We start from the raw sequence: 23853 nt of genomic DNA, 5'->3' as shown, positions 1-23853 counted from the left end.
GGTGTCGGTGTCGGTGTCGGTGTCGGTGTCGGTGTCGGTGTCGGTGTCGGCTTTGCTGGCCCGCGCCGCCCGCAGATTACGCAGGGGGTCGGGGCAGATCATCTACGTGCCGTTCCACCGGGGATGCCGAGGCGAGGAGCGCATGGATTTTCGGGGTGACCGCGATTCAGATGGCCCTGATTCAGGTGACAGGAGCGGATGGCACCGATGGCCCGGACCGGTTTGTAGCTTGGCCGTATTCTAAAAGGCTGTTAAAAAAGCTTTTTGGCCTGTGTCGGAGTGGAGATCGCTCGCCATCTGATGAAATCCAGCCGGAAATCTATATGCTTCGGGCGTTTCGGGGTCGATTTTCTGATTTCTGGCATATGGGCAGGAGACTTCAGGACTTTTTCAGCAGCCTGTTAACGCTCCCGTCGCGCCAAGCGTTCGCACCAGAATCTGCGGGCGTTGTCGGTGTTCTGGGTCGGTGTTCCGGGTCAGCGTCCGGGACGGCGCTCTGCTCCCAGGGTACATTGATCGGTAGTATCCACTCCGGGGAAACGCGGCGCTCCGCCCGCCGGTGACGCGCCCGCCGTCTCAGGGAGCGCGTCAGAGCGCGCGCCAGCCGATGTCATGACGGCAAAAGCCCTCCGGCCAGTTCACCCGTTCCACCATCGCATAGGCCCGCTCCCGGGCCTCCGCCAATGTCGCACCCCTTGCGGTGAGGTTCAGCACCCGTCCGCCATTGGCGAGGATGCGGCCCTCCCGCTCCACTGTTCCCGCATGAAAGCACATGCGGGAACTGTCGGACGGCAGCGCGTCCAGCCCGCGGATCTCCGTTCCCTTCACGTAATCACCGGGATAGCCGTCCGCGGCCATTACCACGGTCAGCGCGTGGTCATCGGCCCAGCTGGCCGTCATTTCCGCAAGACGCCCTTCGGCAGCGGCATGGAGCAGGTCCAGCGCCTGCGCGCCGAGACGCATCATGAGCACCTGACATTCCGGGTCTCCGAAACGGACATTGTATTCCACAAGCCGCGCGCGACCTTCCTTGATCATCAACCCGGCATAGAGGACGCCCTGAAACGGCGTGCCACGCCGCGCCATCTCCGCCATGGTGGGTTTCACGATCTCCTCAAGCGCCTGCCGCTGGATCGCCTCGCTCAGAACAGGGGCGGGGGAATAGGCGCCCATGCCGCCGGTGTTGGGGCCGGTATCGCCATCGCCCACGCGCTTGTGATCTTGCGCGGTGCCGACGGGAAGCACAGTCTCCCCGTCGCAGAGGATGAAGAAGGAGGCTTCCTCCCCCTCCATGAACTCCTCGATGACGACCTCCGCGCCGGCTTCCCCGAATTGGCCGCCGAACATGTCCTCGATGGCGTCCTCGGCCTCCGGGAGCGCCAGGGCGACGACGACGCCCTTGCCCGCTGCGAGGCCGTCCGCCTTCACCACGATCGGCGCGCCGGTTTGCCGCACATAGGCAAGGGCTGCCTCCCGCTCCGTAAAGCGGGCGTAGCCTGCGGTGGGTGCGTGGGCGGCGTCACAGATCTTCTTGGTGAAGGCCTTGGAGGCTTCCAGCCGTGCGGCGGCGGCGGACGGGCCGAAGGTCAGAAAGCCGGCGGCGCTCAGCGCATCCGCGATCCCAGCGGCCAGCGGAGCTTCCGGCCCGATGACCACGAAGTCGATGGCGTTCGCCTCGCAGAATTCGAGCACGTCGGCCGCGTCGAGAATGTCGATCGCCGCCGTCTCCGCCAGTTCCGCGATGCCTGCGTTACCGGGTGCGACGATGAGCCGGTCGCATTTCGGGTTCTGTTTGATCGCCCAGGCCAGCGCATGTTCGCGCCCGCCGCCGCCCAGTATCAGGATGTTCATGTCTCGGCCCGTTCCGTTCGGTTGGCGGGCGTTCTAAGATGGCCGCGCCCCTTGAGCAAGCGAGTGTGACGTGTCCGACCTGTTTGAAGATCCCGAACCCCGGGGCGAGCCCCGCCGGAATGAGCCGGAATTCACTGTCTCGGAACTGTCGGGAGCGGTCAAACGCTCCATCGAGGGCGGGTTTTCCCATGTCCGCGTGCGCGGAGAGGTGGGGCGTGTCGTGGTGGCGCGCACGGGTCATGTCTATTTCGACCTGAAGGACGACAAGTCGACGCTGGCTTCCATCTGCTGGAAAGGCACGGCTTCACGACTCACCGTGATGCCTGAGGAGGGAATGGAAGTGGTGGCCACGGGGCGGCTCACCACTTTCGCCCAGCAGTCGAAATACCAGATGGTGGTGGAGGACGTGGCCCCCGCTGGTGTCGGCGCGCTCATGGCGATGCTGGAGAAGCGTCGCGCGCAGTTGCAGGCCGAGGGGTTGTTCGACCCTGCCCGCAAGAAGCCGATCCCCTTTCTGCCGGAGGTGATCGGCGTAGTGACTTCGCTTCAGGGGGCGGTGATCCGAGATATCCTGCATCGTCTGCGCGACCGGTTTCCGCGCCACGTGCTGATCTGGCCGGTCGCCGTGCAAGGCAAGGACTGCGCCCCCCAGGTTGCCGCCGCGATCCGCGGCTTCAACGCGCTTTCCGCGGGTGGCCCGATTCCCCGGCCAGATCTGCTGATCGTCGCGCGCGGGGGAGGCTCCATCGAGGACCTGTGGGGCTTCAACGAGGAGGAGGTCGTGCGCGCCGCCGCGGCTTCCCGCATTCCGCTGATCTCCGCCGTCGGGCATGAGACGGATACGACGCTGATAGATTTCGCCTCCGACCGCCGCGCGCCGACGCCGACCGCGGCTGCCGAGATGGCGGTTCCGGTGCGGCTGGAACTGCTCGCGGCGGTGGACGGCCAGGGCGCGCGGCTCATGCGCGCGACGGGACAAGGTGTCGTCCTGCGCGGGCAGCGGCTTCGCGATCTAGCGCGTGCTTTGCCCCGGCCGGAGGCGTTGCTCGCCGGGCCATCGCAGCGGCTGGACCTGTGGAGCCACCGGCTTCCTGCGGCGCTCCGCGCGCTGGCGGCCCGGCGCCGGGCGGGGTTCGAGCGGGCAGGCGTCCGCCTGCAACCGGCGCTGCTGTCACGATTCCTCATCCATGAACGGCGGATGGCCGAGGACAGGGCCGCTCGCCTGCCCGGCCTGCTGGGGCAGGGGCTGACGCGGCGGCGGGAGAACCTCGGGCGGCTGTCGCTGGCCTTGGAAGCCGGGTTTCGCCGCAGCCTTGCCGACAATGCCCGTATGACCGCGCGCGGGCGGGAGCGGCTGGCGGTGCTGTCCACCCGGCTCGACACGGGCGTGGCTCAACGGCTGGAGGGGGTGAAGATCCGGCTGGAGGCCCTTGAACGGCTCCGCCAGACGCTCGGCTACCGGGAGACGCTCCGTCGCGGCTATGTCGTCGTCCGCGCCGAGGGGCAGGTTGTCACCTCTCGCATGGCGGCGGAACCGGCCCCTGCGCTGGAGCTGGAATTCCACGACGGGACGCTTATCGTCGGTCCTGTGCTGCCGGCCAGTCCGAAACGGCGCAAGAAGGCCCCGCCTGCCGCCGGTGGGTCGGAGGGGGAGGATGGTCAGGGCACGCTGCTCTGACCGGACAGGATTGCGCGCCAGAATTCCCTCCAATGCCGGCTGGCTCGGCTGGAATCGCAAAAGGCGGAGCAATTGATCGTCCTGCGCCGTTACAAATGTGCGCCACCGGTGGAAATTGTGAGGGTGCGCGACCGCGGGAATGCTCCCTTTCGCGTGGCAGAAAGCCGGCAGTTCGGCGCGGAGCCGGCCGACGTGGAGTTTCATTCCTGCTTGGGCAGCCCGGATATGCTCCTATGCTCAAAGCCGCAGTTCAGCGTTTCCCACGAGGGCTGGCAATTCTGACGCCGCTGCAGGCCAGACGCCCGTGCCCTGCTGAGCTCCTGCCCTGCTGACTCATGTCCCGCGCCCTTCGGCGAAGATAGAGTCGCGGGGTGAGGCGCATATGAGGCCAGTTTTGTCGGCAAGGCGAAACGAAAAAACCGCGCCTCACGGCACGGTTCTTGCGTCTTCCGAAGGAGGCAGAATTACTTGATCTTGCCTTCTTTGTATTCCACGTGCTTCCGCACGACGGGGTCGTATTTGTTGACCGTCATCTTTTCGGTCATCGTGCGGGCGTTCTTCTTGGTGACATAGAAATGCCCGGTGCCCGCCGTCGAGTTCAGACGGATCTTGATCGTCGTCGGCTTCGCCATTGGTGTTCTCCTGCAGTCGGACGGTGCGCCCGTCCGCGAAATTCTTTGAAGCCTGCCTTTTACGCATGGATCGACCGGAGTCAACCGCTTTCGACGCCATTTCGCCGTTAGTGGCCGCCCGCGGCTCCAGCAGTCCCCTGTGGACGCTGAACCAGCGGCACGAGCACCAGCGTCGCGGCGAACATGACCGCCAGCAAGAGGAAGATATCGGCGAAAGCCATCACGGTCGCCTGCTGGCGCACCATGCCCGCGATCCGAGCCAGCGCGGCCCCGTCGGCGGCGGGGCCAAGCGTACTGGAAAGACCCGCCGCTATAGCTGCCAACCGCTCCTCCGCTGCGACGCTGCCCCAGCGGACCTGCTCCGCGAGCCGTTGATAATGAAGGTCGGTACGGTTTTGAAGTACGGTGTTGATCGTCGCGAGTCCCACGGCGCCGCCGAGGTTTCGGGTGAGGTTGAACAGCCCGGAGGCGTTCTTCACCCGATCGGGCGGCAGCGTACCGAGTGCGATAGTGTTGATGGGAATCATGCAGAGCATCAGTGCGACGCCCCTGAATGCCTGCGGCCAGAAAAGCTCGCCAAATGCCCAGTCCGCGGTAAGCGGGGTCACCATGTAGGTCGAAGCCGCGAAACCCGCGAGGCCGAGCCCGATCAGCTTGCGCGGATCCACCCGTCGCACCAGATTGCCGACGATTGGCGCCGTGCAGAACATGGCCGCGCCAGTGACAAAGACGGTCTCACCGATCTGGAGAGAGGTATAGCCCCGGATCCGCGCGAGATAGAGCGGATAGAGGTAGGTCAGCCCGTAAAGCCCGATGCCCAGAACGAATGTCAGGAGCGAACCGACTGCAAAGTTCCTGTCGCGATAGGTGGAGAGGTCCACGATCGGCGTCCGCGCGGTAAAGGTCCGCCAGAAGAAGGCGACCGCTCCGCCCACGGCCAGCGCGGTCATCAGCACGATGGTCTCATCTGCGAACCAGTCGTTCGTCTGCCCCTCCTCAAGCACATATTGCAGCGATCCGAGGAACAGCGTCATCGTGGCGAGGCCGAGGAAATCGAATCGCCGGAGCAGGGCGTAATCGGGCTCGTCGAAGTCCACGAGAAACCAGGCCAGCAGTGTCGCCGCAATCCCGGGCGGCACGTTGATCAGAAACAACCAGTGCCAGGACAGAAGCTCCGTCAGGTAGCCGCCAATGGTCGGCCCGATGGTCGGGGCGAGCGTGACCGTCAGCCCGACCACCGCCATGACCGGTCCCTGCAGGCGCTTGGGAAAGATGATGTAGGAGGCCGCGAACGCGGTGGGGATCATGCCACCGCCGATGAAGCCCTGAAGCGCGCGATAGATGATCATCTGGTTCAGGCTTGTAGCGGAGGCGCAGAGCGCAGAGGCCAGCGTGAATCCCGCAGCCGAAAGGGTGAACAGAACCCGCGTGGACAGCGCCCGCGACAGAAAGCCGGACAGAGGAATCATCACCACCTCGGCGATGAGATAGCTCGTCTGCACCCAGGACACTTCGTTCGGGGCGGCAGACAGGCCCGCCTGGATCTGGCTGAGGGAGGAGGAGACGATCTGGATATCCATGATCGCCATGAACATCCCGAAAACCAGCGCGGCAAAGGCGATGAAGCGGCGTGGCGTGATCGCCGGCTCCGGGCGGGAGGCGGGAGCTGCGAGAGCGGTGTCGGCCATGGCCTCAGTCCTGATGGGGAGGCGTCGTGCGTGTATCCGCCGTCACGACCACCGACATGCCAGGGCGCAGCCATCCGGCCTCCGCCACATCGTCGGGAACTTGGACGCGGACGGGCAGACGCTGAACCACCTTGGTGAAGTTGCCTGTGGCGTTTTCCGGGGGAAGCAGGCTGAACACTGCGCCGGAGGCAGGAGAAATGCCGATCACCGTCGCGTCGAAGCTTCGGTCAGGATAAGCGTCCACGTCCACCCGGACATGGGTGCCGGGCAGGAGCTTTTCGATCTGCGTTTCCTTGAAGTTGGCCTCTATATAGGTGTCCCGGAGCGGCACAATGGCCATCAGCCGCTTGCCGGGCGTGACGTAATCGCCGATGGCGACCGACAGGTTGCCCACGACGCCGTCGACCGGCGCCCGGAGCACCGTTTCATTGAGCACACGCGCCGCCTGATCGCGCTGGGCGGTAAGGCCGGGAACCATCGCCTCGGCCTCCAACTTCTGGGCGGAAACCACACGGGCATTTGCCTCTGCCGCGCTGACGCCCGCGCGGGCTTCGGCCAGCGAAGCCTCCGACGTCGCCGCAGTGGCCCGGGCCGATTCGAGGCGCTGGGCACTGGCTGCATCGGTCTGGGCGAGACGGATGTAGCGGGTGAGATCCGCTGCCGCTTGCACGGAGACGGCCTCTGCCGCCGTCACCTGTGCTTCGGCCTGGGTGATGCTCGTGGCTGCCGCGGCCTCCTGACTCTCGATGCGTTGGATGGATGCCTGCTGGACGGCTAGCTGCGCCTCCGCTTGGGCCAAGGCATCACGCGCGTCCCCATCCTCCAACGTCACGAGGGGATCGCCGGCATGGACTGCCTGGTTGGCGATCGCGGGAACGGTGGCGACATAGCCCGCCGTCTTTGGGGCGAGGATGGCAAAATCGACCCGCACATAGGCGTCGTCAGTGGACACCTCGAACCGCCCGATTGTCCAGTAGTGCCAGCCGAAGGCCAGCAGCGCAATGAGCGCAACAGCCAGAAGACCGATCAGGATGAACCGCTTGCGACCGGGCGGAGCCTTCTGATCGGTGGAGGCGGCGTCAGTCTGCGCGGGATCGGCGTTGGAAGACTGGAGCGAATCTCGGGGCATGGCGGGGCTCGTTGACAGCAAGGCCAGAGGGCGGGGTGCGGCGAATTGACCGAACCGTTCGGTCAAGCATTGACATACTCCTCTACTGGACTAAAGCAAGAGCTGGTGACACGGAGGTGCCGTAATGAATCCCAGCCCGATCTCCGATGCGACCAAGGCCACCATGGGCGAAGAAACCCTGTCCGGCGCCTGCGCCAAGCGGGAGCAGATCCTGGAGGGCGCGCGTCGCCGCTTCCTTGCCGTGGGGTTCGAGGCAGCGAGCATGGAGACGATCGCGCGGGAGGCGGGCGTGTCCAAGGGCACGCTCTATGTCTATTTTCCGAACAAGGAAGCCCTGTTCATCGCGTTGGTCGAGGATAGCAAGCGGCAGACGGCAGAGCATCTCACCGCGCTTGACCCGGCGGGCGCTCCGGAGGAGGTGCTCACCCGCTATGCCGTCGATCTGATCACCCGGCTGCTGGAACCAGAACATATCGCCCTTGTCCGCATGGTCGTGGGCGTGGCGGACCGGATACCGGCCCCCGCGCAGAGCTTTTTCGAGGCGGGTCCGGTTGCCGGCGCGCGTCGCGTCGCCGCCTATTTCGCGCGACTTGTCGCGGCGGGGCGGCTCGACATGCAGGATGTGGAGGCAGCAGCCTGGCAGTTCCTGAGCCTATGCACCCACCCCGTCATGGTGCGGACGCTGATGGCGGCGGACAGGGAACCGACGATGGAGGTCATCACCGCCCATGCCCGCAGATCCGTCGCGATGATCTTTGCCGCGTATCCCTTGGGTCACGTGGCCGCTCAGGAAGGCTGAAAGGCGTGTCTGGCGCAAGCGGTCGAGGGACCGCTCGGAAAGACAGGCGGCGTCAGCCCGCAGGCATGTCCTTGAACTTGATGGACTCACCGCAGCCACAGGCTTCGGAGACGTTGGGATTGTTGAACTGAAACCCGCTCTCCAGCAGGGAGGTGGCGTAGTCGATCTCCGTGCCGAACAGGAACATCTGTGCCATGGGAGCAATCAGTACCCGCGCCCCGTCCTGCTCCACGATCTCATCCATGGGATTGACCTCGGTCACATAGTCCATGGTGTATTCCATGCCCGCGCAGCCGCCCTTCTTTACGCCGATCCGCAACCCTTTCGCGCCATCGCGCTCCATCAGCCGGGCGATCTGCCGGACGGCTGCCGGGGTCAGGGTGACGGCCTGTTTGCCGGGAATGCTGAACATGGGAAACCTCGCGCTTTGGCTTTGCAATGTAAGGCCGCAGGCGGTCCTGCTCAAGACCGTCCGGTCAGGAGGTGAGGGCAGACAGCAGCGCGCGGACTGCGAAGGCCGTGAGAATGGCCCAGGCGAAGCTCGCGAGCGTTCCGATCAGCACATATTCAGAGGCGGCGCGGTCCTCTCGTATCGCGCCGAAGCGCAGGATGGATTTGGCGGCGAGCAGGAACCCGACCGCTTCAAACTGCCCCAACAGAATGAATGTGAAGGCCAGCCCGCGTTCCAGCAGGCCAATCACCCGTCCGGCCCCTGGTAGCCCCTCCTCTGGCAACGGGTTCCGGGGCGCGACGGAGGTGACGATGAGACCTGTCGCGAAGTCACCGCCCCGGATGGCAAAGATCGCGCCGCCAAGAATGAGCATCAGCGGAGGAAGTTCCGTCGCAGGAAAAGGCAGTCCAGCCCAGAAACCGCCTTGCCAAAGGTCGGGTTGGCCCAGACTCGCCGCGACGAGGATCAGCAGGTGGGCCGCCTGATCGGCCAGAAAAGCTCCGGGGCCACGCGGTAGCCGAAGCTTTGCCGCGTCGATGGCGAGATGGCTTGCTGCAATGACATAGGGCGCGGGCGTATCCCCTCGGCCCAGTGTCAGAAACATCATCAGGAGGATTGTTCCCGTGTGCAGCATCAAGACGGGCGGGTGGGCTTTACGATCCACCATGCGCCGGGTTTGAAAGACAAAATCGCCAAGGACATGGGCAAGGAACAGAGCGGCGAAGGTCTCGATCATCAGGAGTATCGCTCTGCTGCAGCCTCTACGGGAAGCTAGCCATGCCGACTATCGGGGATCAAGGCGGGAATGCAGTCCATATTTGGGTGTTTTCAAATAAAACACCCTTATTTGGATGTCATTCATTTTCATACACCGCAAGCGCGGCCTCAATCGCCCAAAGCCGCGCTGCATCCGCCTGACGCTGCACGATCTGCGGCGCGATGCCCAGCGCATCCGCCACAGCGGCGCGGGTCCGACCCGGATGCGACAGCAGGTGAAGCGCTATTTCCGCCTGACGGGCTGTCCAACCTGCCACTATGCCGTCCGAAAGTGCGAGGGACATGGCCAGATGCCCCTCCGCGGCCATCCGCCGCTTGGCGGGCAGCCGGTCCAGCAGCCGGCCGGAGGCGAGAAACGCGGCACCGGCGGCATCCTCCAGCCCGTGGGCATCAAGCCGGTCCACCGCGCCGATGGCGAGGGCAAGGCGGGTATCGCGGCCCTTGGCTACCGCTCGCACCGCGGCGCGTGCCACCAGTGCTGCGCGAAAGGCGAGTCGGGGCACGGTCACCATCTGCCAGCCATCACCGCGGAAGCGGGTCAGCCTTGGCACTACATCCTGAAGGCCCGCCAGCGAATCAGCGGCCCCGCCAAGCGCGCGGAACAGGTCATCCAGATCATCGGTGGAAAGCGCGGAGGAGGCGACAATATCGCCCGTCAGAACAGCAAGACGGCCCGGAAGCCCGTCGCTCACATGAAGCCCAGTTCGAGCCGCGCCTCATCCGACATCATGTTCATGCCCCATGGCGGATCCCATGTAAGCTGCACGTTCACCGTCTTGATGCCGTCCACAGGCTCCACCGCCTCAGCGACCCAGCCGGGCATGTCGGCAGCCACAGGGCAACCGGGCGCGGTCAGCGTCATGAGGATGGTGACGTCGTTCTCATCCGTGATGTCGATCGTGTAGACGAGGCCCAGATCGTAGATATTGACCGGGATCTCCGGGTCATAGACCGTGCGGCATGCCGCGACCACGCTGTCGTACAGCGGATGGTCGGTGGTCGAGGGTTGAACGAGGGGGCTGCCCTCCAGTGGGAGTGCTTCGGTCATCGCGTCTCTCGTCTGCAACGGGCGGGCGGTCTTGGCCAGATATAGGCAAGCGAGCGGGCAGGGTCCAGACCGGGGCGGGGCCACAGCGGGAAATCTCCGGGAAAGGAAGAGTCTCCCGGGCAGAAATGTGCGGATTTTGCTCTGATGAAGGATAACCCTTTTGGCCGCCGGCGCGCGCGGTGGCGGATCACCCCCCCGTGGTTGCGTCCCTTCCCGTGTTTGCGCTCCTCCCGTGGTGGCCGAACCCGCAGTGGGCGCTGGCCTGACAGGAATGCCCCGGCGTCTCATCGCCCGCGTGGGCCAAAGGGCTTGGGCTTCCGCGCCGGATCGCCTATGTCACCGCCCGAAAGCGGAGCCCGACGGTGAAGACGGCACCGAAAGCGGAGAAGGCGATGAGCGAGACATTCGGGTTCACGGTGGCGGCGACGGACGGCAAGGCGCGGACCGGCGTGATCTCCACCCCGCGGGGCGAAATCCGCACACCTGCCTTCATGCCTGTTGGCACCGCAGCGACGGTGAAGGCCATGATGCCCGAGAGCGTTGCCGCTACGGGCGCGGATATCCTGCTCGGCAACACCTATCACCTGATGCTGCGTCCTACGGCGGAGCGGATCGACCGGTTGGGTGGGCTGCACCGCTTCATGAACTGGGACAAGCCGATCCTGACCGACTCGGGCGGCTTTCAGGTGATGAGCCTTACCGCTCTGCGCAAGCTCAACGAGGAAGGGGTGCGGTTCAAGTCGCATATCGACGGCTCAGAGCACTGGCTGACGCCGGAGCGGTCGATGGAGATCCAGCGGCTGCTCGGCTCCGATATCGTGATGTGCTTCGACGAATGTCCCGCGCTGCCCGCTACAGAGGCGGAGGTGGCGAAGTCCATGCATCTTTCCATGCGCTGGGCGCAACGTTCGCGGGATGCCTTCGGCGACAGGCCGGGACACGCGTTGTTCGGGATCATGCAGGGCGGTGTCACGCAGGAACTGCGCGAGGAGTCGGCCGAGGCGCTGAAGGCCATTGGCTTCGACGGCTATGCCATCGGCGGCCTCGCGGTGGGCGAGGGTCAGGAGGCGATGTTCGGCGTGCTGGACTATGCGCCCGGAACGCTTCCACAGGATAAGCCCCGTTACCTGATGGGCGTGGGCAAACCGGACGATATCGTGGGCGCGGTTGTGCGTGGCGTTGATATGATGGATTGCGTTCTGCCCTCTCGCTCGGGTCGAACCGGACAGGCGTGGACGCGGCGCGGTCAGGTCAACATCAAGAACGCGCGCCATCAGGACGACCCCCGCCCGCTGGACGAGGACTGCACCTGCCCGGCCTGCCGAAATTATTCGCGGGCCTATCTCCACCACGTGTTCCGCGCGCAGGAGATTATCTCCTCCATGCTTCTGACCTGGCACAACCTGCATTATTATCAGGAGCTGATGGCAGGGCTTCGCGCGGCGATCTCCGCGGGACGGCTGTCGGATTTCGTGGCTGCTTTCGAGGCGCAGCGGGCTGCGGGCGATATCGAGCCGCTCAGCCTGACCTGAAAGAGGGAAGGGCCGCCTTGCTTCACACGACCGATGCGCTCCGCGAGGGCAGGGCCTTGAGAGAGGGCAGGGCCCTGATAACGGCATGAAGTCCTGCCGCCCTGGCAGGGCAAAGCGGGTCAGCACATGGCGGGTGGCTTTTCGCACCTTCGGTGTTGCTGTTCTGGGGAAGCCCCGCCCCTGTGGTGATTGCAGGTGCGGTCCTCGATGGCGGTTATTTCAACGAACGGAACAGACCGGTGAGTCGCCTCGCCTCATCCTCCAGGCCCCACGGAGCATTGAGGATGAACATGCCGCTCCCGATCATCCGATGACCGTCCCGCGCAGGCGGGAAGCGGACCTCATGGCGAAGGGCATCTGGATGCGCCCGGGCGAGATCGGCCAGCATTCCGCGATGCGGCTCTCCCGACAGCACGGGATACCAGAGCGCCACCACCCCCACATTCCATTTCCGCGCGATCGCCCCGACGAAGCGGGGGAGGGCGGCATAGTCCTCCTTCATCTCATAGCTCGGGTCGATGAGCAGCATGCCCCGGCGCGGTTCGGGCGGCGTGCGGGAGAGCGCCATCTCCATCCCGTCCTGGCGGAGCACCGTGGCGCGGAAGGATGTCATTGTCTCCTCCAGCGCGGCAAATTCCTGGGGGTGCAGTTCCGCAAGCGTCATCACGTCATACCGGCGCAGTGACAGGGCGGCGATCAGCGGCGAACCGGGATAGCACGAGGGACCGAACCGCTCCCGCACCTCTGCCAGGCGTCGGGCATAGGGATGATCGGGCGCGAACCAGCCCAGCCGCTCCGCCACGGCGATCCCCTGCGCGGCTTCGCCCGTCTTGGAGGCCTCCGCCCCGTCCAGCCGGTAGAGGCCCCGGCCCGAATGCGTCTCCATGTAGGTGAGCGGTTTTTCCTTGCGGGCGAGGTAGTCGAGCATGACGGCGAGAAGCGCATGCTTATGCACGTCGGCCATGTTTCCGGCATGATAGCCGTGCTGGTAGGACAGCATCGCGGTTCTCCTTTTCCCCCCGCTAGCGCGATGGGCAGCGAAGAGCAATCTCCCGTATGGGCGAACCCGCGCCACCCCGCCTTGCAACCCTGCCGCCATACCGTCATTGTGTCGGGGAAGGCTGCTGCGCGGCAGGTTGAAAGCCGCGCCTACGCCCCCCAGATATAGCCTCCGAAGAGCGGGGAAGGCCAAGGGTTGCCGAATGAGCGGGACCGGCGCCTTCCTGCCAGGAAAGGAAGAAAGAGCATGAGCGAACACCCGACCAACAGCTACCCCGTGCTGCCGCTCCGCGATATTGTGGTTTTCCCCCACATGATCGTGCCGCTGTTCGTGGGTCGCGAGAAATCGGTCAGGGCGCTCGAAGAGGTCATGCAGGACGACAAGCAGATCCTGCTTTCCTCCCAGATCGACCCGTCCGAGGATGAGCCTTCACCCGAGGGGATCTACAAGACCGGCGTCCTTGCCAACGTGCTGCAGCTGCTCAAGCTGCCGGACGGCACTGTGAAGGTGCTCGTCGAGGGCAAGGCGCGTGTAAACATCACCGAATTCGTCTCCAACCCGAATTTCTTCGAGGCGAAGGCGGAATTGCTCGAAGAGACCCCCGGCGAGAAATCGACGGTTCAGGCGCTCCTGCGTTCCGTGGGGGACGAATTCGACCGCTACGCCAAGATCAAGAAGAACATTCCCGAGGAAGCGCTTGCAGCCGTTTCCGACACCAAGGAACCGGCGCGGCTTGCCGATCTGGTCGCGGGGCATCTTGGCGTTGACGTGGCGCAGAAGCAGGATCTGCTGGAAACGCTCGACATCGGCGAGCGGCTGGAGAAGGTCTATGGACTGATGCAGGGGGAAATGTCCGTCCTGCAGGTCGAGAAGAAGATCAAGTCCCGTGTCAAGAGCCAGATGGAGCGGACGCAGCGCGAGTACTATCTGAATGAGCAGATGAAGGCCATTCAGAAGGAACTCGGCGATGGCGAGGAAGGCCAGAACGAAGTTGCCGAACTGGAGGAGCGGATCAAGCAGACCCAGTTCTCCAAGGAAGCCCGCGAAAAGGCCGAAACCGAGCTGAAGAAGCTGAAGTCCATGTCGCCCATGTCGGCAGAGGCCACGGTCGTCAGGAACTATCTCGACTGGATGCTGTCGATCCCGTGGGGCGTGAAGTCGCGCACCAAGAAGGATCTCGGCAAGGCAGAGGAAGTCCTTGATGCCGATCACTACGGTCTGGAGAAGGTCAAGGAGCGGATCGTCGAATATCTGGCGGTGCAATCCCGGAGTCAGAAGCTGAAAGGCCCGATCCTCTGCCTCGTCGGCCCTCCGGGCGTCGGCAAGACCTCGCTTGGCCGCAGCGTCGCGAAGGCGACGGGGCGCGAGTTCATCCGCATCTCCCTCGGCGGCGTCCGGGACGAGTCGGAGATCCGCGGCCACCGCCGGACCTACATCGGCTCCATGCCCGGCAAGATCATCCAGGCGCTGAAGAAGGCGAAGACCACGAACCCGCTCATCCTGCTCGACGAGATCGACAAGATGGGTCAGGACTTCCGTGGCGATCCGGCTTCCGCGATGCTGGAGGTGCTGGACCCGGAACAGAACTCGACCTTTGTCGATCACTACCTCGAAGTGGAATACGATCTCTCCAACGTGATGTTCATCACCACGGCGAACTCGTACAACATGCCGGGGCCGCTTCTCGACCGGATGGAGATCATCTCCGTCGCGGGTTACACCGAGGATGAGAAGCGCGAGATCGCGAAGCAGCACCTGATCCCGAAACAGGTCAAGAACCACGGCCTGAAGAAGGGCGAGTTCAAGATCACCGACGAGGGGCTGATGGATGTCATTCGCTATTATACGCGGGAAGCCGGCGTCCGTAACCTTGAGCGGGAGATCGCGAAACTGGCTCGGAAGGCCGTGACGGAGATCCTGAAGGGCAAGGTCAAGAGCGTGGAAGTCACCCCCGAAAAGCTCGAGGACTACCTCGGCGTCCGGCGCTTCCGCTACGGTCTGGCTGAGAAGGAAGATCAGGTCGGCGTGGTCACCGGGCTTGCCTGGACTTCCGTCGGCGGCGACCTGCTGCACATCGAGGCGCTGAAACTGCCCGGCAAGGGGCGGATGAAAACCACCGGGAAACTGGGCGATGTGATGAAGGAATCGATCGAGGCGGCGGCGTCCTACGTGCGCTCCATCTCTCCGCAGGTCGGAGTGAAGCCGCCGAAATTCGATGCGATCGATATCCACGTGCACGTCCCGGATGGCGCGACGCCGAAGGACGGGCCGTCGGCGGGTCTGGCGATGGTGACGTCCATCGTGTCGGTCCTGACCGGCATCCCGGTGCGCAAGGATATCGCCATGACCGGTGAGGTGTCGCTCCGCGGCAATGCCATGCCGATCGGCGGGCTGAAGGAGAAACTGCTTGCGGCCTTGCGCGGCGGTATCAAGACGGTCCTGATCCCGGAGGAAAACGCCAAGGACCTGGCGGATATTCCGGACAACGTGAAGCAGGGGCTGGAGATCATCCCAGTTTCCCACGTGCGGGAAGTGCTGAAGATCGCCCTCACCCGTCAGCCGGAACCCATCGAATGGGACGAGGCTGCGGAAGAGGCGGCAGCCCTCGCTGCCCGGCAGGAACGTGTCGCGGGCTCCGGTGCGACAGCGCACTGATCAATCTTGAAAATCCTGAAAAGGGCGCCTTCGGCGCCCTTTTTTATTCGCTCATGCTAAAGTATGGTTTGCGGACGATAGTCACCTTTAAGCGCCCTTTCCAGCGGACGTAAAACGGCGCTCATCCCATTGTAATAAAAGAAATTTATGCGAGAATGGCGCGTCTGTGCGCATCGCCCGGTCTGCAAGCCGTTCGGGGGCGAGGAAATTGGTTCCCGAAATTGACATCAAGAAAAAGGCTTAGACTCCCGTGCTGTCAGCGGTATTCTGTCCCAAGTTTCGGTGGCCTTTGGGGAGAGGTGACCGGAAAGGGAGGAAGTCATGAACGAACGTCCTGTTTTGGACGCCGGCAGCGATGTCGCGCGCGGCGCGAATAGCAACTCTGTCCGGGATGTCCTGATTGTCGACGATCATCCTTTGATGTGCGATGCTCTTGCGATAACCCTTCGCCATGCGTTTAGGCTTGCCAGTGTACGGCAGGCGGCAACTCTGGCAGAGGCTCGCGCGGCCATCCGTGAACGTGCGCCGGATGCCGTGGTGCTCGATCTCACACTGCCGGACGTGTCGGGCGTAGATGGCGTGCTGACGCTGCGGCAAGTGGTTCCTGGGGCGCCGGTCACGGTGATTTCAGCGCATCTCGAAAGCTGTAGCATCGCCGCGGCGCTTGGAGCCGGGGCGTGTGGATATCTTTCCAAATCTCTGCCGCGGGCCCAGATGATCGCAGCGCTTGAACGCATGTGGGCGGGGGAGACGGTCGTACCGGAGTGCTACGATCCTGAAAGCAGCTCCGAGGCCGAGGAACTGGCCCGGACCTTTGCCACGTTGACGCCGCAGCAGATGAACATCCTGCGGCTCATCTGTCAGGGCCGGCCCAACAAGATCATTTCCTATGAATTGTCGATCGCGGAAGCGACGGTGAAGACTCATATCGCCGCGATCATGGAGAAAATCCGGGTGCGAAACAGGACGCAGGCGGCGCTTCTTGCCTCACGCGCGAAGATTTTCGATCACTGACGGGCCGATCATGTCTTTAGCGACAGAAGGGTCGCCTTTCGCCATTTCCGGCGATGTGGAGAGCTGTGTCGCCCGGCTGGCCGAAGAGGGGCGAGAGCTGGCGCTCGTGCTGGCTTTTGCTGCCAATCGGGACGACGTCCCCCTGCTGTCCGACCGTATCGGGGTGGCAGTTCCGGGAACGACCGTTATCGCCTGCTCCTCCGCCGGCGGGTTCGCCTACGGCGGGCCGCGGGATGACGGGGTTGTGCTGGTGGTCTTTCCCGCCAGCGGATTCCGGGCGGGCGCCATCTGGCTGTCGGAACTTGCCCGGCACGCGACATTGGACTGGATGGGGGCGTTGCGGGAACTTTCTGCCGCGATCCCGGAGGAGCAGGGGCGCTCACGCTTCGGCCTGCTGCTGGTCGATGGGCTGAGCGGGCGTGAAGAACTGGTTGCGGCGGTGGTGGACTCCACCTTGCCGGGCCTTCTGGTGCTTGGGGGCTCAACGGCAGACGGGCTGCGCTTCACCGAGACAGCGCTTGCCCTCAACGGGGAGACCCGACGCGGAAGCGCAGTTTTCTGCCTCTTGTCCACACCTGCGGAGGTGGAGGAAGTCGTCTTTGACCACTTCACACCAGACGGCGTCCCCATGGTGGTGACCGATGCGCTGCCGGAGGAGCGTCTCCTGCTGACCATCAACGGCGAACCGGCGGCGGAGGAATATGCCGTGCGGACCGGTTACCGCGTGGAGGAGCTGGGGCCTGCGGTCTTTGCCCGTCACCCGCTGATGGTGCGGATCGGCGGCAGAAACTTCGTTCGCGCGATTCGGAGCGTGACGCCGGAAGGCGGGCTGAGGCTGATGTCACTGTTGGAGACGGGAACGGTGCTGATGCTGGGGAATGCCGTCAGTCCCATGGAAGGGTTGGAGGACCGACTTTCGCGCCTTTCCATGCCAGTGGACATGGTGCTGGGCTTCGACTGCATCCTGCGACGAATTGCTCTCGACTCATCAGAACTTTTTGATGTGGATCGCATCTTCCGCACCTTTCGCGTGGCCGGTTTCAACACCTATGGTGAGCAGCACGGCGGTATCCACGTGAACCAGACTTTCGTGGGTCTTGCCTTTCTGGGCGGGGGAGGGCCCGATGTTTCGGGAAAGTGACGGTCCCCAGAGGCGGATCGACAAGCTGGAGCAGATCAATGCCGCGCTGATGCAGCGTCTGCAGCGGATGGAGGAGACACGTGGTTCCTCCTATGCTCTGACGCGCACGGCCGCCATGCTGGAGCGAGAAGTCCTGGCCCGGAACCGCGAACTGGAGCGCGCCCTTTCCGAATTGTCGGAGGCAAATGCCGAGTTGGCCCGCGCGCGTGAAGCCGCGGACCAGGCCAGCCGTGCGAAGTCGCGCTTCCTGCGCGCCGCGAGCCATGACCTTCTTCAACCGCTGAGCGCGGCGAAGCTGTTCCTCACTCATCTTGCGGAAACCTCCAGGGAACCGTTGCAGGCCGAACTGGTGGAGCGCATCACCGCCAGTTTCGATTCCGCCGAAGAGCTGATCCGCACACTTCTGGATATCGCCAAGCTGGATTCCGACCGTTCCGAGGTTTCCATTTCCCCTGTATCGATCGGTCGGTTGTTCCAGCGTATAGGCATCGATCTGCAGCCGCTGGCGGCTGGCCGGCAGGTGTCGCTGCAGTTCGTACCCACCGCTCAGACGGTGTTGAGCGACCCCGTCCTGCTGCGATCCATCGGGCAGAACCTCGTCTCCAACGCGCTCAAGTACACTACGGGGGACAAGGTTCTTGTGGGTGCGCGCCGGGATGGCGACGGTATCTGGCTGGAGGTTCTCGATCAGGGGCCGGGGATCGCGCCTTCCGATCAGAGCCGGATCTTCAATGAGTTCGAGCGTCTCTCCAGATCCGATCAACCGGGTTCCGGGCTTGGGCTTTCCATCGTGCAGCGCGCCTGTCAACGGCTTGGCCATCCGCTCGAACTCATCAGCGCTCCGGGCAAGGGCTCTCGCTTCCGGGTGCGCCTCCCGCGACTGGGGGAGATGTGTCTTCTGCCGCCGCAGCGGGTCGGCGCGGTTGATGATCCGGGAGCGCTTCTGGAATTCCTCGCGGGGCACCGCATCCTGATCGTGGAGAATGATCCGAGCGTTCGGAGCGCCTTTGCCTTTCTTCTCCGCTCATGGGGCGTTGATGTCACCACCGCAGCCGGACTCGAAGATGCACTTGCCACCCTTGCGCAGGCCATACCAGACGCAATCCTGAGCGATTACCGGCTCGACAACGGAGAGACGGGCTGCGACGTGATCGCAGCGCTTCGCGAGAGGGCGGACAAGCCGCTGCCCGCGCTCATGGTCAGCGCGGAGCAGCTGGAGTTCATCTCCGAAGCGGCCAGCCGGATCGGCGCGGAGGTTCTGGCCAAGCCGTTGGCGGAGATGGACCTTCGCCGCAGTCTTGCGCGGCTGCTCGGCGGTCCGGTCGCCTAGAGCGCCGTGCCACGGCACTTGACGGCACCCCCATGAACCGCTCTGGGGAGGGGCTGGCGGCGTGGAGCGGGGCGACCGGTGGGGAGCAAGTGCTGACCTCTGGCGGCAGCGACTTAATCCGGGAGATCACCCAACCGGTTGATAGACATGCCGTTCGCCGTCAGGGTCTCACGGCGGCATATCCGCCCCCTATCCAGGCGCGAGGTCGGTTGCCGGAAGGAAGCTGCCCTTGAGATCGAGCACTTCCGTGCGGATGCGATTCGCCGCCGGTGTCAGCGGGACATGCGCGGGATAGACCAGAAACCACCGTCTGAGCATCGGCAGCCCCGGTGCATGAAGAAGCGCGAGCCGCCCGTGCGAAAGCTCATCCATGACGGTGTGCAGCGACAGAAAGGCGATACCCAGCCCCGCCATGACCGCCTGCTTGATGGTTTCGTTCGAGCCCATCTGGACAAGGTCGAACACCTCACCTTCGGCTTCGGTGTCCAGATAGCGTGTCATGAGGATCCGCGTACCGGACCCTTCCTCGCGCGTGATCATCGTTTCGTTCAGCAGGTGCTCTATCGTGACCTGCCGGCCGGCAAGCGGATGATCCGGGGGCACGACGATCCCGTGCGGATGCGGGCCGATCATCGTGGCCGAAACCTCAGGGTGGCGCGGCGGTCGGCCCATGATGGCCAGATCCACGGCATGGCGCTCCAGATCCGCCACAACACCGCTGCGGTTCGATTCGCGCAGAACCACCTCCACATCGGGGCAGATCGCCCGCAGCCGCGCGACAAGGCGGGGGGCGAAGTATTTCGCAGTTGAAACAACGCCAAGCGTGACCCGCCCGGCGTGGCCGCTTTTCAGAGCGGTGATCTGTGCAGCGCATTGCGTCAGCGCCACCTCGATCCGGCGGCCTGCCTCAAGAACCAGCGCGGCCTCCGGCGTCGGCTCGGAGCCACCCCCGTTATCGGCGCGCCGCAGCAGCGGCACGGCCAGCGCCGCCTCAAGGTTCCTTATCTGTGCGTGTACCGCAGACGGCGTGAGTCCCAGTCGCTCCCCCGCTGCGGTGAGGGAGCCGTTGGATGCCACTGCAGCAAGGATTCGGAGTTGGCGGAGAGTGACGGCATCGACGCGGGGCATTTCATTTTTCCTGAAAAGGCATTCGTCATTTTAAAATTTCCATGAAAGCAAACTTCGCGCAAGTTCCTTTCATCAGAAGGGAGACAGGCCATGCAGGACGCAACGCCCATACTGCCGAAGTCCCATATCCCGGTCGCGCTGCAGGACGTGGTTCAGAGAATTGCCACCGTCGCCGCCGCGCTTCAGACGCGCATCGCGCGGGATGGGCTGGATGAGGTGCTGGACGAGATGCGCGGCCAGAATGCCGGCGGCGATGGACAGAAGGCGCTCGACGTGATCGCGGACGATGCCTTCCGGGAAGCGCTGATCGGCAGCGCCATTCGCTTCTTCGCTTCGGAGGAGCGGGACGAAGCCGAGGAGCTCAACTCCGAGGGCGCCTATGCGCTGGCGATCGATCCGCTGGACGGGTCGTCCAACATCGGGGTCAACGTTTCCATCGGCACCATCTTTGCCATCTACCCGGCGGGGGCGACGGCCGAGGAGAGCTTCCTGCGCCGGGGCCGTGATCTGGTGGCGGCGGGCTATGTCATCTACGGGCCGCAATGCTGCCTCGTGGCGACGATGGGGCAGGGAGTGCAGAAATACCTGCTCGATCCCGAGAGCGGTCGGTTCCGGCTCGTCCGGACGGGCATGGAAATGGCACCCAAATCCTGGGAATTCGCCATCAACGCGTCCAATTACCGTCATTGGTCGCGCCCGATCCGCGCCTACATCGACGATTGCGTCGCAGGAACGGAGGGTCCGCGGACGCGAGATTTCAACATGCGCTGGGTCGCCTCTCTGGTGGCCGAAACGCATCGGATCCTCTCCCGCGGCGGGGTGTTTCTCTATCCAGGCGATTCCCGCAAGGGGTATGAGCGCGGGCGGCTCCGCTACCTTTACGAATGTGCGCCGATCGCCTTCATCGTGGAGCAGGCGGGGGGCGCGGCAACCGACGGGATCGACCTGATCCTTGATCACGCACCGCGCAGCATCCATGAGCGTACGCCTTTCGTGTTCGGCTGTGCACAGAACGTGGCGCGCGTGTCCTCCTACCATGACCTGCCCGACAACGAGACATCGGCGCTTTTCGGCAGCCGCGGACTTTTCAGGAGCTGATGAGATGAGCCTGCGTCACCCCATCATATCGGTCACCGGCTCTTCCGGCGCGGGGACCAGCACGGTCAAGCACACGTTCGACCAGATATTCCGCCGCGAGGGGATAAAGGCGGTCTCCATCGAGGGCGATGCCTTCCACCGCTATGACCGCGCCGAGATGAAGAGCGAGCTCGCCCGTCGCACGGCGGAGGGGGACTACACCTTCTCGCATTTCTCCTACGAGGCCAATGAGCTGGTCGAGCTGGAACGGGTTTTCCGCGAGTATGGAGAGACGGGCAAGGGGCGCACGCGGCACTATGTCCATGATGACAAGGAGGCCGAGCGCTTTCAGGCCCCGCCCGGCACCTTCACCGACTGGTCGCCGTTCGAGGATGGCTCGGACCTTCTGTTCTACGAAGGCCTGCATGGCGCCGTCTCCAACAACGAGGTCAACATCGCACGCTTCTCCGACCTGAAGGTCGGCGTCGTTCCGGTCATCAACCTTGAATGGATCCAGAAAATCCATCGGGACCGCGCGCATCGGGGCTATTCGACGGAAGCGGTCACCGACGTGATCCTGCGGCGCATGCACGCCTATGTGCACTGCATCTGTCCGCAGTTCACCGAAACCGACATCAACTTCCAGCGTGTCCCCGTCGTGGATACGTCAAACCCGTTTGTCGCGCGCTGGATCCCGACCGTGGACGAGAGCCTCGTCGTGATCCGGTTCAAGAACCCGCACGGGATCGACTTCCCCTACCTCACCACCATGATCAACGGATCGTGGATGAGCCGCGCGAATTCCATCGTGGTGCCGGGTCCGAAGCTCGATCTCGCCATGCAGCTCATTCTGACGCCGCTCATCGAGCGTCTGGTCACCAACGCCAAGCGCCACAGTCACTGAGAGGACGCCATGAACACGCAAGCTCCCATTGCCGCGCGCGCCGATGAACGGCTGATGGCCAATGCGATCCGTGCCCTGACCATGGATGCGGTGCAGGCGGCGAACTCCGGGCACCCCGGAATGCCGATGGGTATGGCCGATGTCGCGGCCGTGCTGTTCAACCGCTTCATAAGGATCGACCCCGCCGATCCGAACTGGCCTGACCGCGACCGTTTCATTCTATCGGCGGGGCATGGCTCCATGCTGCTCTATGCGCTGCATCATCTTATCGGCTATGCCGATATGGGCATGGATCAGCTCCGCGCCTTCCGGCAGATCGGCGCGCGGACGGCGGGTCACCCCGAATACGGCCATGCGCAGGGAATCGAGGTTACCACCGGCCCGCTGGGGCAGGGTATCGCCACTTCTGTCGGCATGGCGCTGGCGGAGCGGATGGCCGCGGCCCGCTTCCCCGATCTGGTCGATCACTACACCTATGTGATGGCGGGCGACGGCTGCCTGATGGAGGGCGTGAGCCAGGAGGCCATAGACCTCGCAGGCCATCTGAAGCTTTCCCGCCTGATCGTGTTCTGGGATGACAACCGCATCACCATCGACGGCTCCACCGCGATCTCCACTTCCACCGATCAGAAGGCGCGCTTCCGGGCGTCCGGCTGGAAGGTCCTGACGGTCGAGGGTCATACCCATGCCGAGATCGCCGATGCGATCGAGGAGGCGCGTGGTTCCGACCAGCCCGTGCTGATCGCCTGTCGCACGGTGATCGGCTATGGCGCTCCGAACAAGCAGGGCAGCCATGACGTGCATGGCGCGCCGCTCGGGATGGAGGAGATCGGCGCCGCCCGCGCGCATCTCGGCTGGAGCTGGGGCGCGTTCGACATTCCCGCGGAAGTCTATGACTCCTTCCGTGCCATCGCGGAACGGGGGGCGAGTGCCCGGCAGGACTGGCAGGCGCGGCTCGCCGCCTCCTCCGACCGCGACGCTTTCCTGACCGATCTGGCGGCCGATCCGGCCCCGCTGGCCGGGCCCATGGCAGCCTTCAAGGAGCGGCTTGTCGCTGAACGTCCCAAGGTGGCCACGCGTAAGGCGTCCGAAATGGCGCTTGGCGTGGTGAACGAGGCGCTGCCCTTCACCATCGGTGGCTCGGCCGACCTGACCGGCTCCAACCTGACCAAGACGAAACAGCTCGTTCCCGTGACGCCCGGTGAGTTCGGCGGACGTTACATCCACTACGGCATCCGTGAGCACGGCATGGCGGCGGCGATGAACGGTATCCAGCTGCATGGCGGGTTCCGCCCCTATGGCGGCACATTCCTCGCCTTTGCCGACTATGCCAGGCCTGCGATCCGGCTGGCGGCGTTGATGGGCGTGCCCACGACCTTCGTCATGACGCACGATTCCATCGGCCTGGGCGAGGACGGGCCGACGCACCAGCCGGTCGAGCATCTCGCCTCGCTCCGCGCGATCCCCAATCTCACCGTTCTGCGCCCTGCCGATGCGGTGGAGACGGCGGAGTCCTGGGAGATCGCCATGGCGGCGCGGACGGGCCCGGTGATGCTGGTGCTCTCGCGTCAGAACCTGCCGACCGTCCGGACCGATGCCACCATGAACATGACCGCGCGCGGAGGCTATGTCCTTCGATGGGCGGAACGGCGGCACGTTACGCTGATCGCGACAGGCTCGGAGGTGGAGATCGCGCTTGCCGCTGCCGATGCGCTTGCCGCCGATGAAATCGAGGCCGCGGTGGTGTCGCTGCCGTCCTTCGAACTCTTTGCCGCGCAGCCGGAGACATACCGGCGCGAGGTTCTGGGCGACGCGCCCCGTATCGGCATCGAGGCCGCAATCCGCATGGGCTGGGACGCGGTGCTCCGCCCGACCGACCGGTTCGTGGGCATGACCGGTTTCGGCGCTTCCGGCCCCGCGCCCGAACTCTACCGACACTTCGGCATCACGGCATCCGCCGTGACGATTGCCGCAAAAGAAATGAGGACAGCATGACGACGACGGTAGCGATCAATGGTT

At 64.3% G+C, this 23853-nt stretch carries 20 protein-coding genes; 10 read left to right on the top strand and 10 right to left on the bottom strand.

Annotation, left to right across the window (positions count from 1 at the left end; all coding sequences use genetic code 11):
• Positions 1-588: 588 nt before the first annotated feature.
• Positions 589-1851, bottom strand: a complete 1263-nt coding sequence (gene purD, locus CG51_RS13670; RefSeq protein ID WP_035745905.1) for a phosphoribosylamine--glycine ligase — start codon at positions 1849-1851, stop codon at positions 589-591.
• Positions 1852-1921: 70 nt separating this feature from the next.
• Between purD and xseA the strand changes: the two genes are divergently transcribed.
• Positions 1922-3529 carry an exodeoxyribonuclease VII large subunit gene (gene xseA, locus CG51_RS13665; protein WP_035745903.1) on the top strand — a complete coding sequence of 536 codons (1608 nt, stop codon included), beginning with the start codon at positions 1922-1924 and terminating at the stop codon, positions 3527-3529.
• Between the two features lie 464 nt (positions 3530-3993).
• Here xseA and rpmG read toward each other — a convergent pair whose 3' ends face one another.
• The 3 genes from rpmG to CG51_RS13650 form a co-directional block, all read right to left on the bottom strand.
• Complete coding sequence (gene rpmG / locus CG51_RS13660; protein WP_011750518.1) at positions 3994-4161, bottom strand: 50S ribosomal protein L33; 168 nt, start codon at positions 4159-4161, stop codon at positions 3994-3996.
• A gap of 107 nt (positions 4162-4268) precedes the next feature.
• A complete protein-coding gene (locus tag CG51_RS13655; protein ID WP_035745901.1) occupies positions 4269-5849 on the bottom strand; it encodes a DHA2 family efflux MFS transporter permease subunit in 1581 nt (526 codons plus the stop codon).
• 4 nt (positions 5850-5853) lie between these two features.
• Positions 5854-6978, bottom strand: coding sequence for an HlyD family secretion protein (locus CG51_RS13650; protein ID WP_051930605.1), 1125 nt, complete (start codon positions 6976-6978; stop codon positions 5854-5856).
• A gap of 124 nt (positions 6979-7102) precedes the next feature.
• On the opposite strand from CG51_RS13650, the gene CG51_RS13645 reads away from it, so the two are divergent.
• Positions 7103-7777 carry a TetR/AcrR family transcriptional regulator gene (locus CG51_RS13645; protein ID WP_051930603.1) on the top strand — a complete coding sequence of 225 codons (675 nt, stop codon included), beginning with the start codon at positions 7103-7105 and terminating at the stop codon, positions 7775-7777.
• 52 nt (positions 7778-7829) lie between these two features.
• Here CG51_RS13645 and CG51_RS13640 read toward each other — a convergent pair whose 3' ends face one another.
• The 4 genes from CG51_RS13640 to CG51_RS13625 form a co-directional block, all read right to left on the bottom strand.
• Positions 7830-8189 (bottom strand): HesB/IscA family protein, encoded by a 360-nt coding sequence (locus CG51_RS13640; protein ID WP_035745900.1) that lies wholly within the window; start codon positions 8187-8189, stop codon positions 7830-7832.
• Between the two features lie 64 nt (positions 8190-8253).
• Complete coding sequence (locus tag CG51_RS13635) at positions 8254-8964, bottom strand: DUF3307 domain-containing protein (protein ID WP_035745898.1); 711 nt, start codon at positions 8962-8964, stop codon at positions 8254-8256.
• Positions 8965-9082: 118 nt separating this feature from the next.
• Complete coding sequence (locus tag CG51_RS13630; protein WP_035745897.1) at positions 9083-9697, bottom strand: hypothetical protein; 615 nt, start codon at positions 9695-9697, stop codon at positions 9083-9085.
• The gene (locus tag CG51_RS13625; RefSeq protein ID WP_035714183.1) at positions 9694-10053 is read right to left on the bottom strand and encodes an SUF system Fe-S cluster assembly protein; all 360 of its coding nucleotides are present in this window, start codon (positions 10051-10053) and stop codon (positions 9694-9696) included. Before CG51_RS13625 ends, CG51_RS13630 begins: the two co-directional genes overlap by 4 nt.
• 392 nt (positions 10054-10445) lie before the next feature.
• On the opposite strand from CG51_RS13625, the gene tgt reads away from it, so the two are divergent.
• A complete protein-coding gene (tgt, locus tag CG51_RS13620) occupies positions 10446-11585 on the top strand; it encodes a tRNA guanosine(34) transglycosylase Tgt (RefSeq protein ID WP_035745895.1) in 1140 nt (379 codons plus the stop codon).
• A gap of 214 nt (positions 11586-11799) precedes the next feature.
• Here the strand turns inward: tgt and CG51_RS13615 are convergent, their stop codons facing one another.
• On the bottom strand, positions 11800-12585 hold the full coding sequence (locus CG51_RS13615; protein WP_035745894.1) for a 23S rRNA (adenine(2030)-N(6))-methyltransferase RlmJ: 786 nt from the start codon (positions 12583-12585) through the stop codon (positions 11800-11802).
• A gap of 246 nt (positions 12586-12831) precedes the next feature.
• Between CG51_RS13615 and lon the strand changes: the two genes are divergently transcribed.
• The 4 genes from lon to CG51_RS13595 all read left to right on the top strand — a co-directional run bounded on the left by lon (position 12832) and on the right by CG51_RS13595 (position 18725).
• On the top strand, positions 12832-15240 hold the full coding sequence (lon, locus tag CG51_RS13610) for an endopeptidase La (protein WP_035745893.1): 2409 nt from the start codon (positions 12832-12834) through the stop codon (positions 15238-15240).
• A gap of 321 nt (positions 15241-15561) precedes the next feature.
• Entirely contained in the window at positions 15562-16254 is a 693-nt protein-coding gene (locus CG51_RS13605) for a response regulator (protein WP_051930599.1), read from the top strand.
• A 10-nt stretch (positions 16255-16264) separates the two neighbouring features.
• Entirely contained in the window at positions 16265-17395 is a 1131-nt protein-coding gene (locus tag CG51_RS13600) for an FIST N-terminal domain-containing protein (protein ID WP_051930596.1), read from the top strand.
• A complete protein-coding gene (locus tag CG51_RS13595) occupies positions 17379-18725 on the top strand; it encodes an ATP-binding response regulator (RefSeq protein WP_035745892.1) in 1347 nt (448 codons plus the stop codon). The genes CG51_RS13600 and CG51_RS13595 overlap by 17 nt, the downstream gene beginning before the upstream one ends.
• Before the next feature lie 189 nt (positions 18726-18914).
• On the opposite strand, the gene cbbR is transcribed toward CG51_RS13595, so the two are convergent.
• Positions 18915-19853, bottom strand: coding sequence for a LysR family regulator CbbR (gene cbbR, locus CG51_RS13590; protein ID WP_035745890.1), 939 nt, complete (start codon positions 19851-19853; stop codon positions 18915-18917).
• A gap of 90 nt (positions 19854-19943) precedes the next feature.
• On the opposite strand from cbbR, the gene CG51_RS13585 reads away from it, so the two are divergent.
• From CG51_RS13585 to tkt, 3 genes are read left to right on the top strand one after another with little or no spacing between them, the layout of a single operon-like run.
• On the top strand, positions 19944-20951 hold the full coding sequence (locus CG51_RS13585) for a class 1 fructose-bisphosphatase (RefSeq protein WP_035745889.1): 1008 nt from the start codon (positions 19944-19946) through the stop codon (positions 20949-20951).
• 4 nt (positions 20952-20955) lie between these two features.
• Positions 20956-21834 (top strand): phosphoribulokinase, encoded by an 879-nt coding sequence (locus CG51_RS13580; RefSeq protein WP_035745888.1) that lies wholly within the window; start codon positions 20956-20958, stop codon positions 21832-21834.
• A 9-nt stretch (positions 21835-21843) separates the two neighbouring features.
• Entirely contained in the window at positions 21844-23829 is a 1986-nt protein-coding gene (gene tkt / locus CG51_RS13575) for a transketolase (protein WP_035745887.1), read from the top strand.
• The last annotated feature ends 24 nt before the right edge of the window (positions 23830-23853 follow it).

Origin of the sequence: Haematobacter missouriensis, assembly GCF_000740775.1 — a bacterium.
GTDB classification, from domain to species: Bacteria; Pseudomonadota; Alphaproteobacteria; order Rhodobacterales; family Rhodobacteraceae; genus Haematobacter; species Haematobacter missouriensis.
The sequence above is the reverse complement of the archived record's forward strand: the minus strand, read 5'-3'. Positions and strand labels throughout refer to the sequence as shown.

Coding starts and splice junctions, on each gene's coding strand:
- purD (WP_035745905.1), bottom strand. CDS start 1,851: ATGAACATCCTGATACTGGGCGGCGGCGGGCGCGAACATGCGCTGGCC.
- rpmG (WP_011750518.1), bottom strand. CDS start 4,161: ATGGCGAAGCCGACGACGATCAAGATCCGTCTGAACTCGACGGCGGGC.
- CG51_RS13655 (WP_035745901.1), bottom strand. CDS start 5,849: ATGGCCGACACCGCTCTCGCAGCTCCCGCCTCCCGCCCGGAGCCGGCG.
- CG51_RS13650 (WP_051930605.1), bottom strand. CDS start 6,978: ATGCCCCGAGATTCGCTCCAGTCTTCCAACGCCGATCCCGCGCAGACT.
- CG51_RS13645 (WP_051930603.1), top strand. CDS start 7,103: ATGAATCCCAGCCCGATCTCCGATGCGACCAAGGCCACCATGGGCGAA.
- CG51_RS13640 (WP_035745900.1), bottom strand. CDS start 8,189: ATGTTCAGCATTCCCGGCAAACAGGCCGTCACCCTGACCCCGGCAGCC.
- CG51_RS13635 (WP_035745898.1), bottom strand. CDS start 8,964: ATGATCGAGACCTTCGCCGCTCTGTTCCTTGCCCATGTCCTTGGCGAT.
- CG51_RS13625 (WP_035714183.1), bottom strand. CDS start 10,053: ATGACCGAAGCACTCCCACTGGAGGGCAGCCCCCTCGTTCAACCCTCG.
- tgt (WP_035745895.1), top strand. CDS start 10,446: ATGAGCGAGACATTCGGGTTCACGGTGGCGGCGACGGACGGCAAGGCG.
- CG51_RS13615 (WP_035745894.1), bottom strand. CDS start 12,585: ATGCTGTCCTACCAGCACGGCTATCATGCCGGAAACATGGCCGACGTG.
- lon (WP_035745893.1), top strand. CDS start 12,832: ATGAGCGAACACCCGACCAACAGCTACCCCGTGCTGCCGCTCCGCGAT.
- CG51_RS13605 (WP_051930599.1), top strand. CDS start 15,562: ATGAACGAACGTCCTGTTTTGGACGCCGGCAGCGATGTCGCGCGCGGC.
- CG51_RS13600 (WP_051930596.1), top strand. CDS start 16,265: ATGTCTTTAGCGACAGAAGGGTCGCCTTTCGCCATTTCCGGCGATGTG.
- CG51_RS13595 (WP_035745892.1), top strand. CDS start 17,379: ATGTTTCGGGAAAGTGACGGTCCCCAGAGGCGGATCGACAAGCTGGAG.
- cbbR (WP_035745890.1), bottom strand. CDS start 19,853: ATGCCCCGCGTCGATGCCGTCACTCTCCGCCAACTCCGAATCCTTGCT.
- CG51_RS13585 (WP_035745889.1), top strand. CDS start 19,944: ATGCAGGACGCAACGCCCATACTGCCGAAGTCCCATATCCCGGTCGCG.
- CG51_RS13580 (WP_035745888.1), top strand. CDS start 20,956: ATGAGCCTGCGTCACCCCATCATATCGGTCACCGGCTCTTCCGGCGCG.
- tkt (WP_035745887.1), top strand. CDS start 21,844: ATGAACACGCAAGCTCCCATTGCCGCGCGCGCCGATGAACGGCTGATG.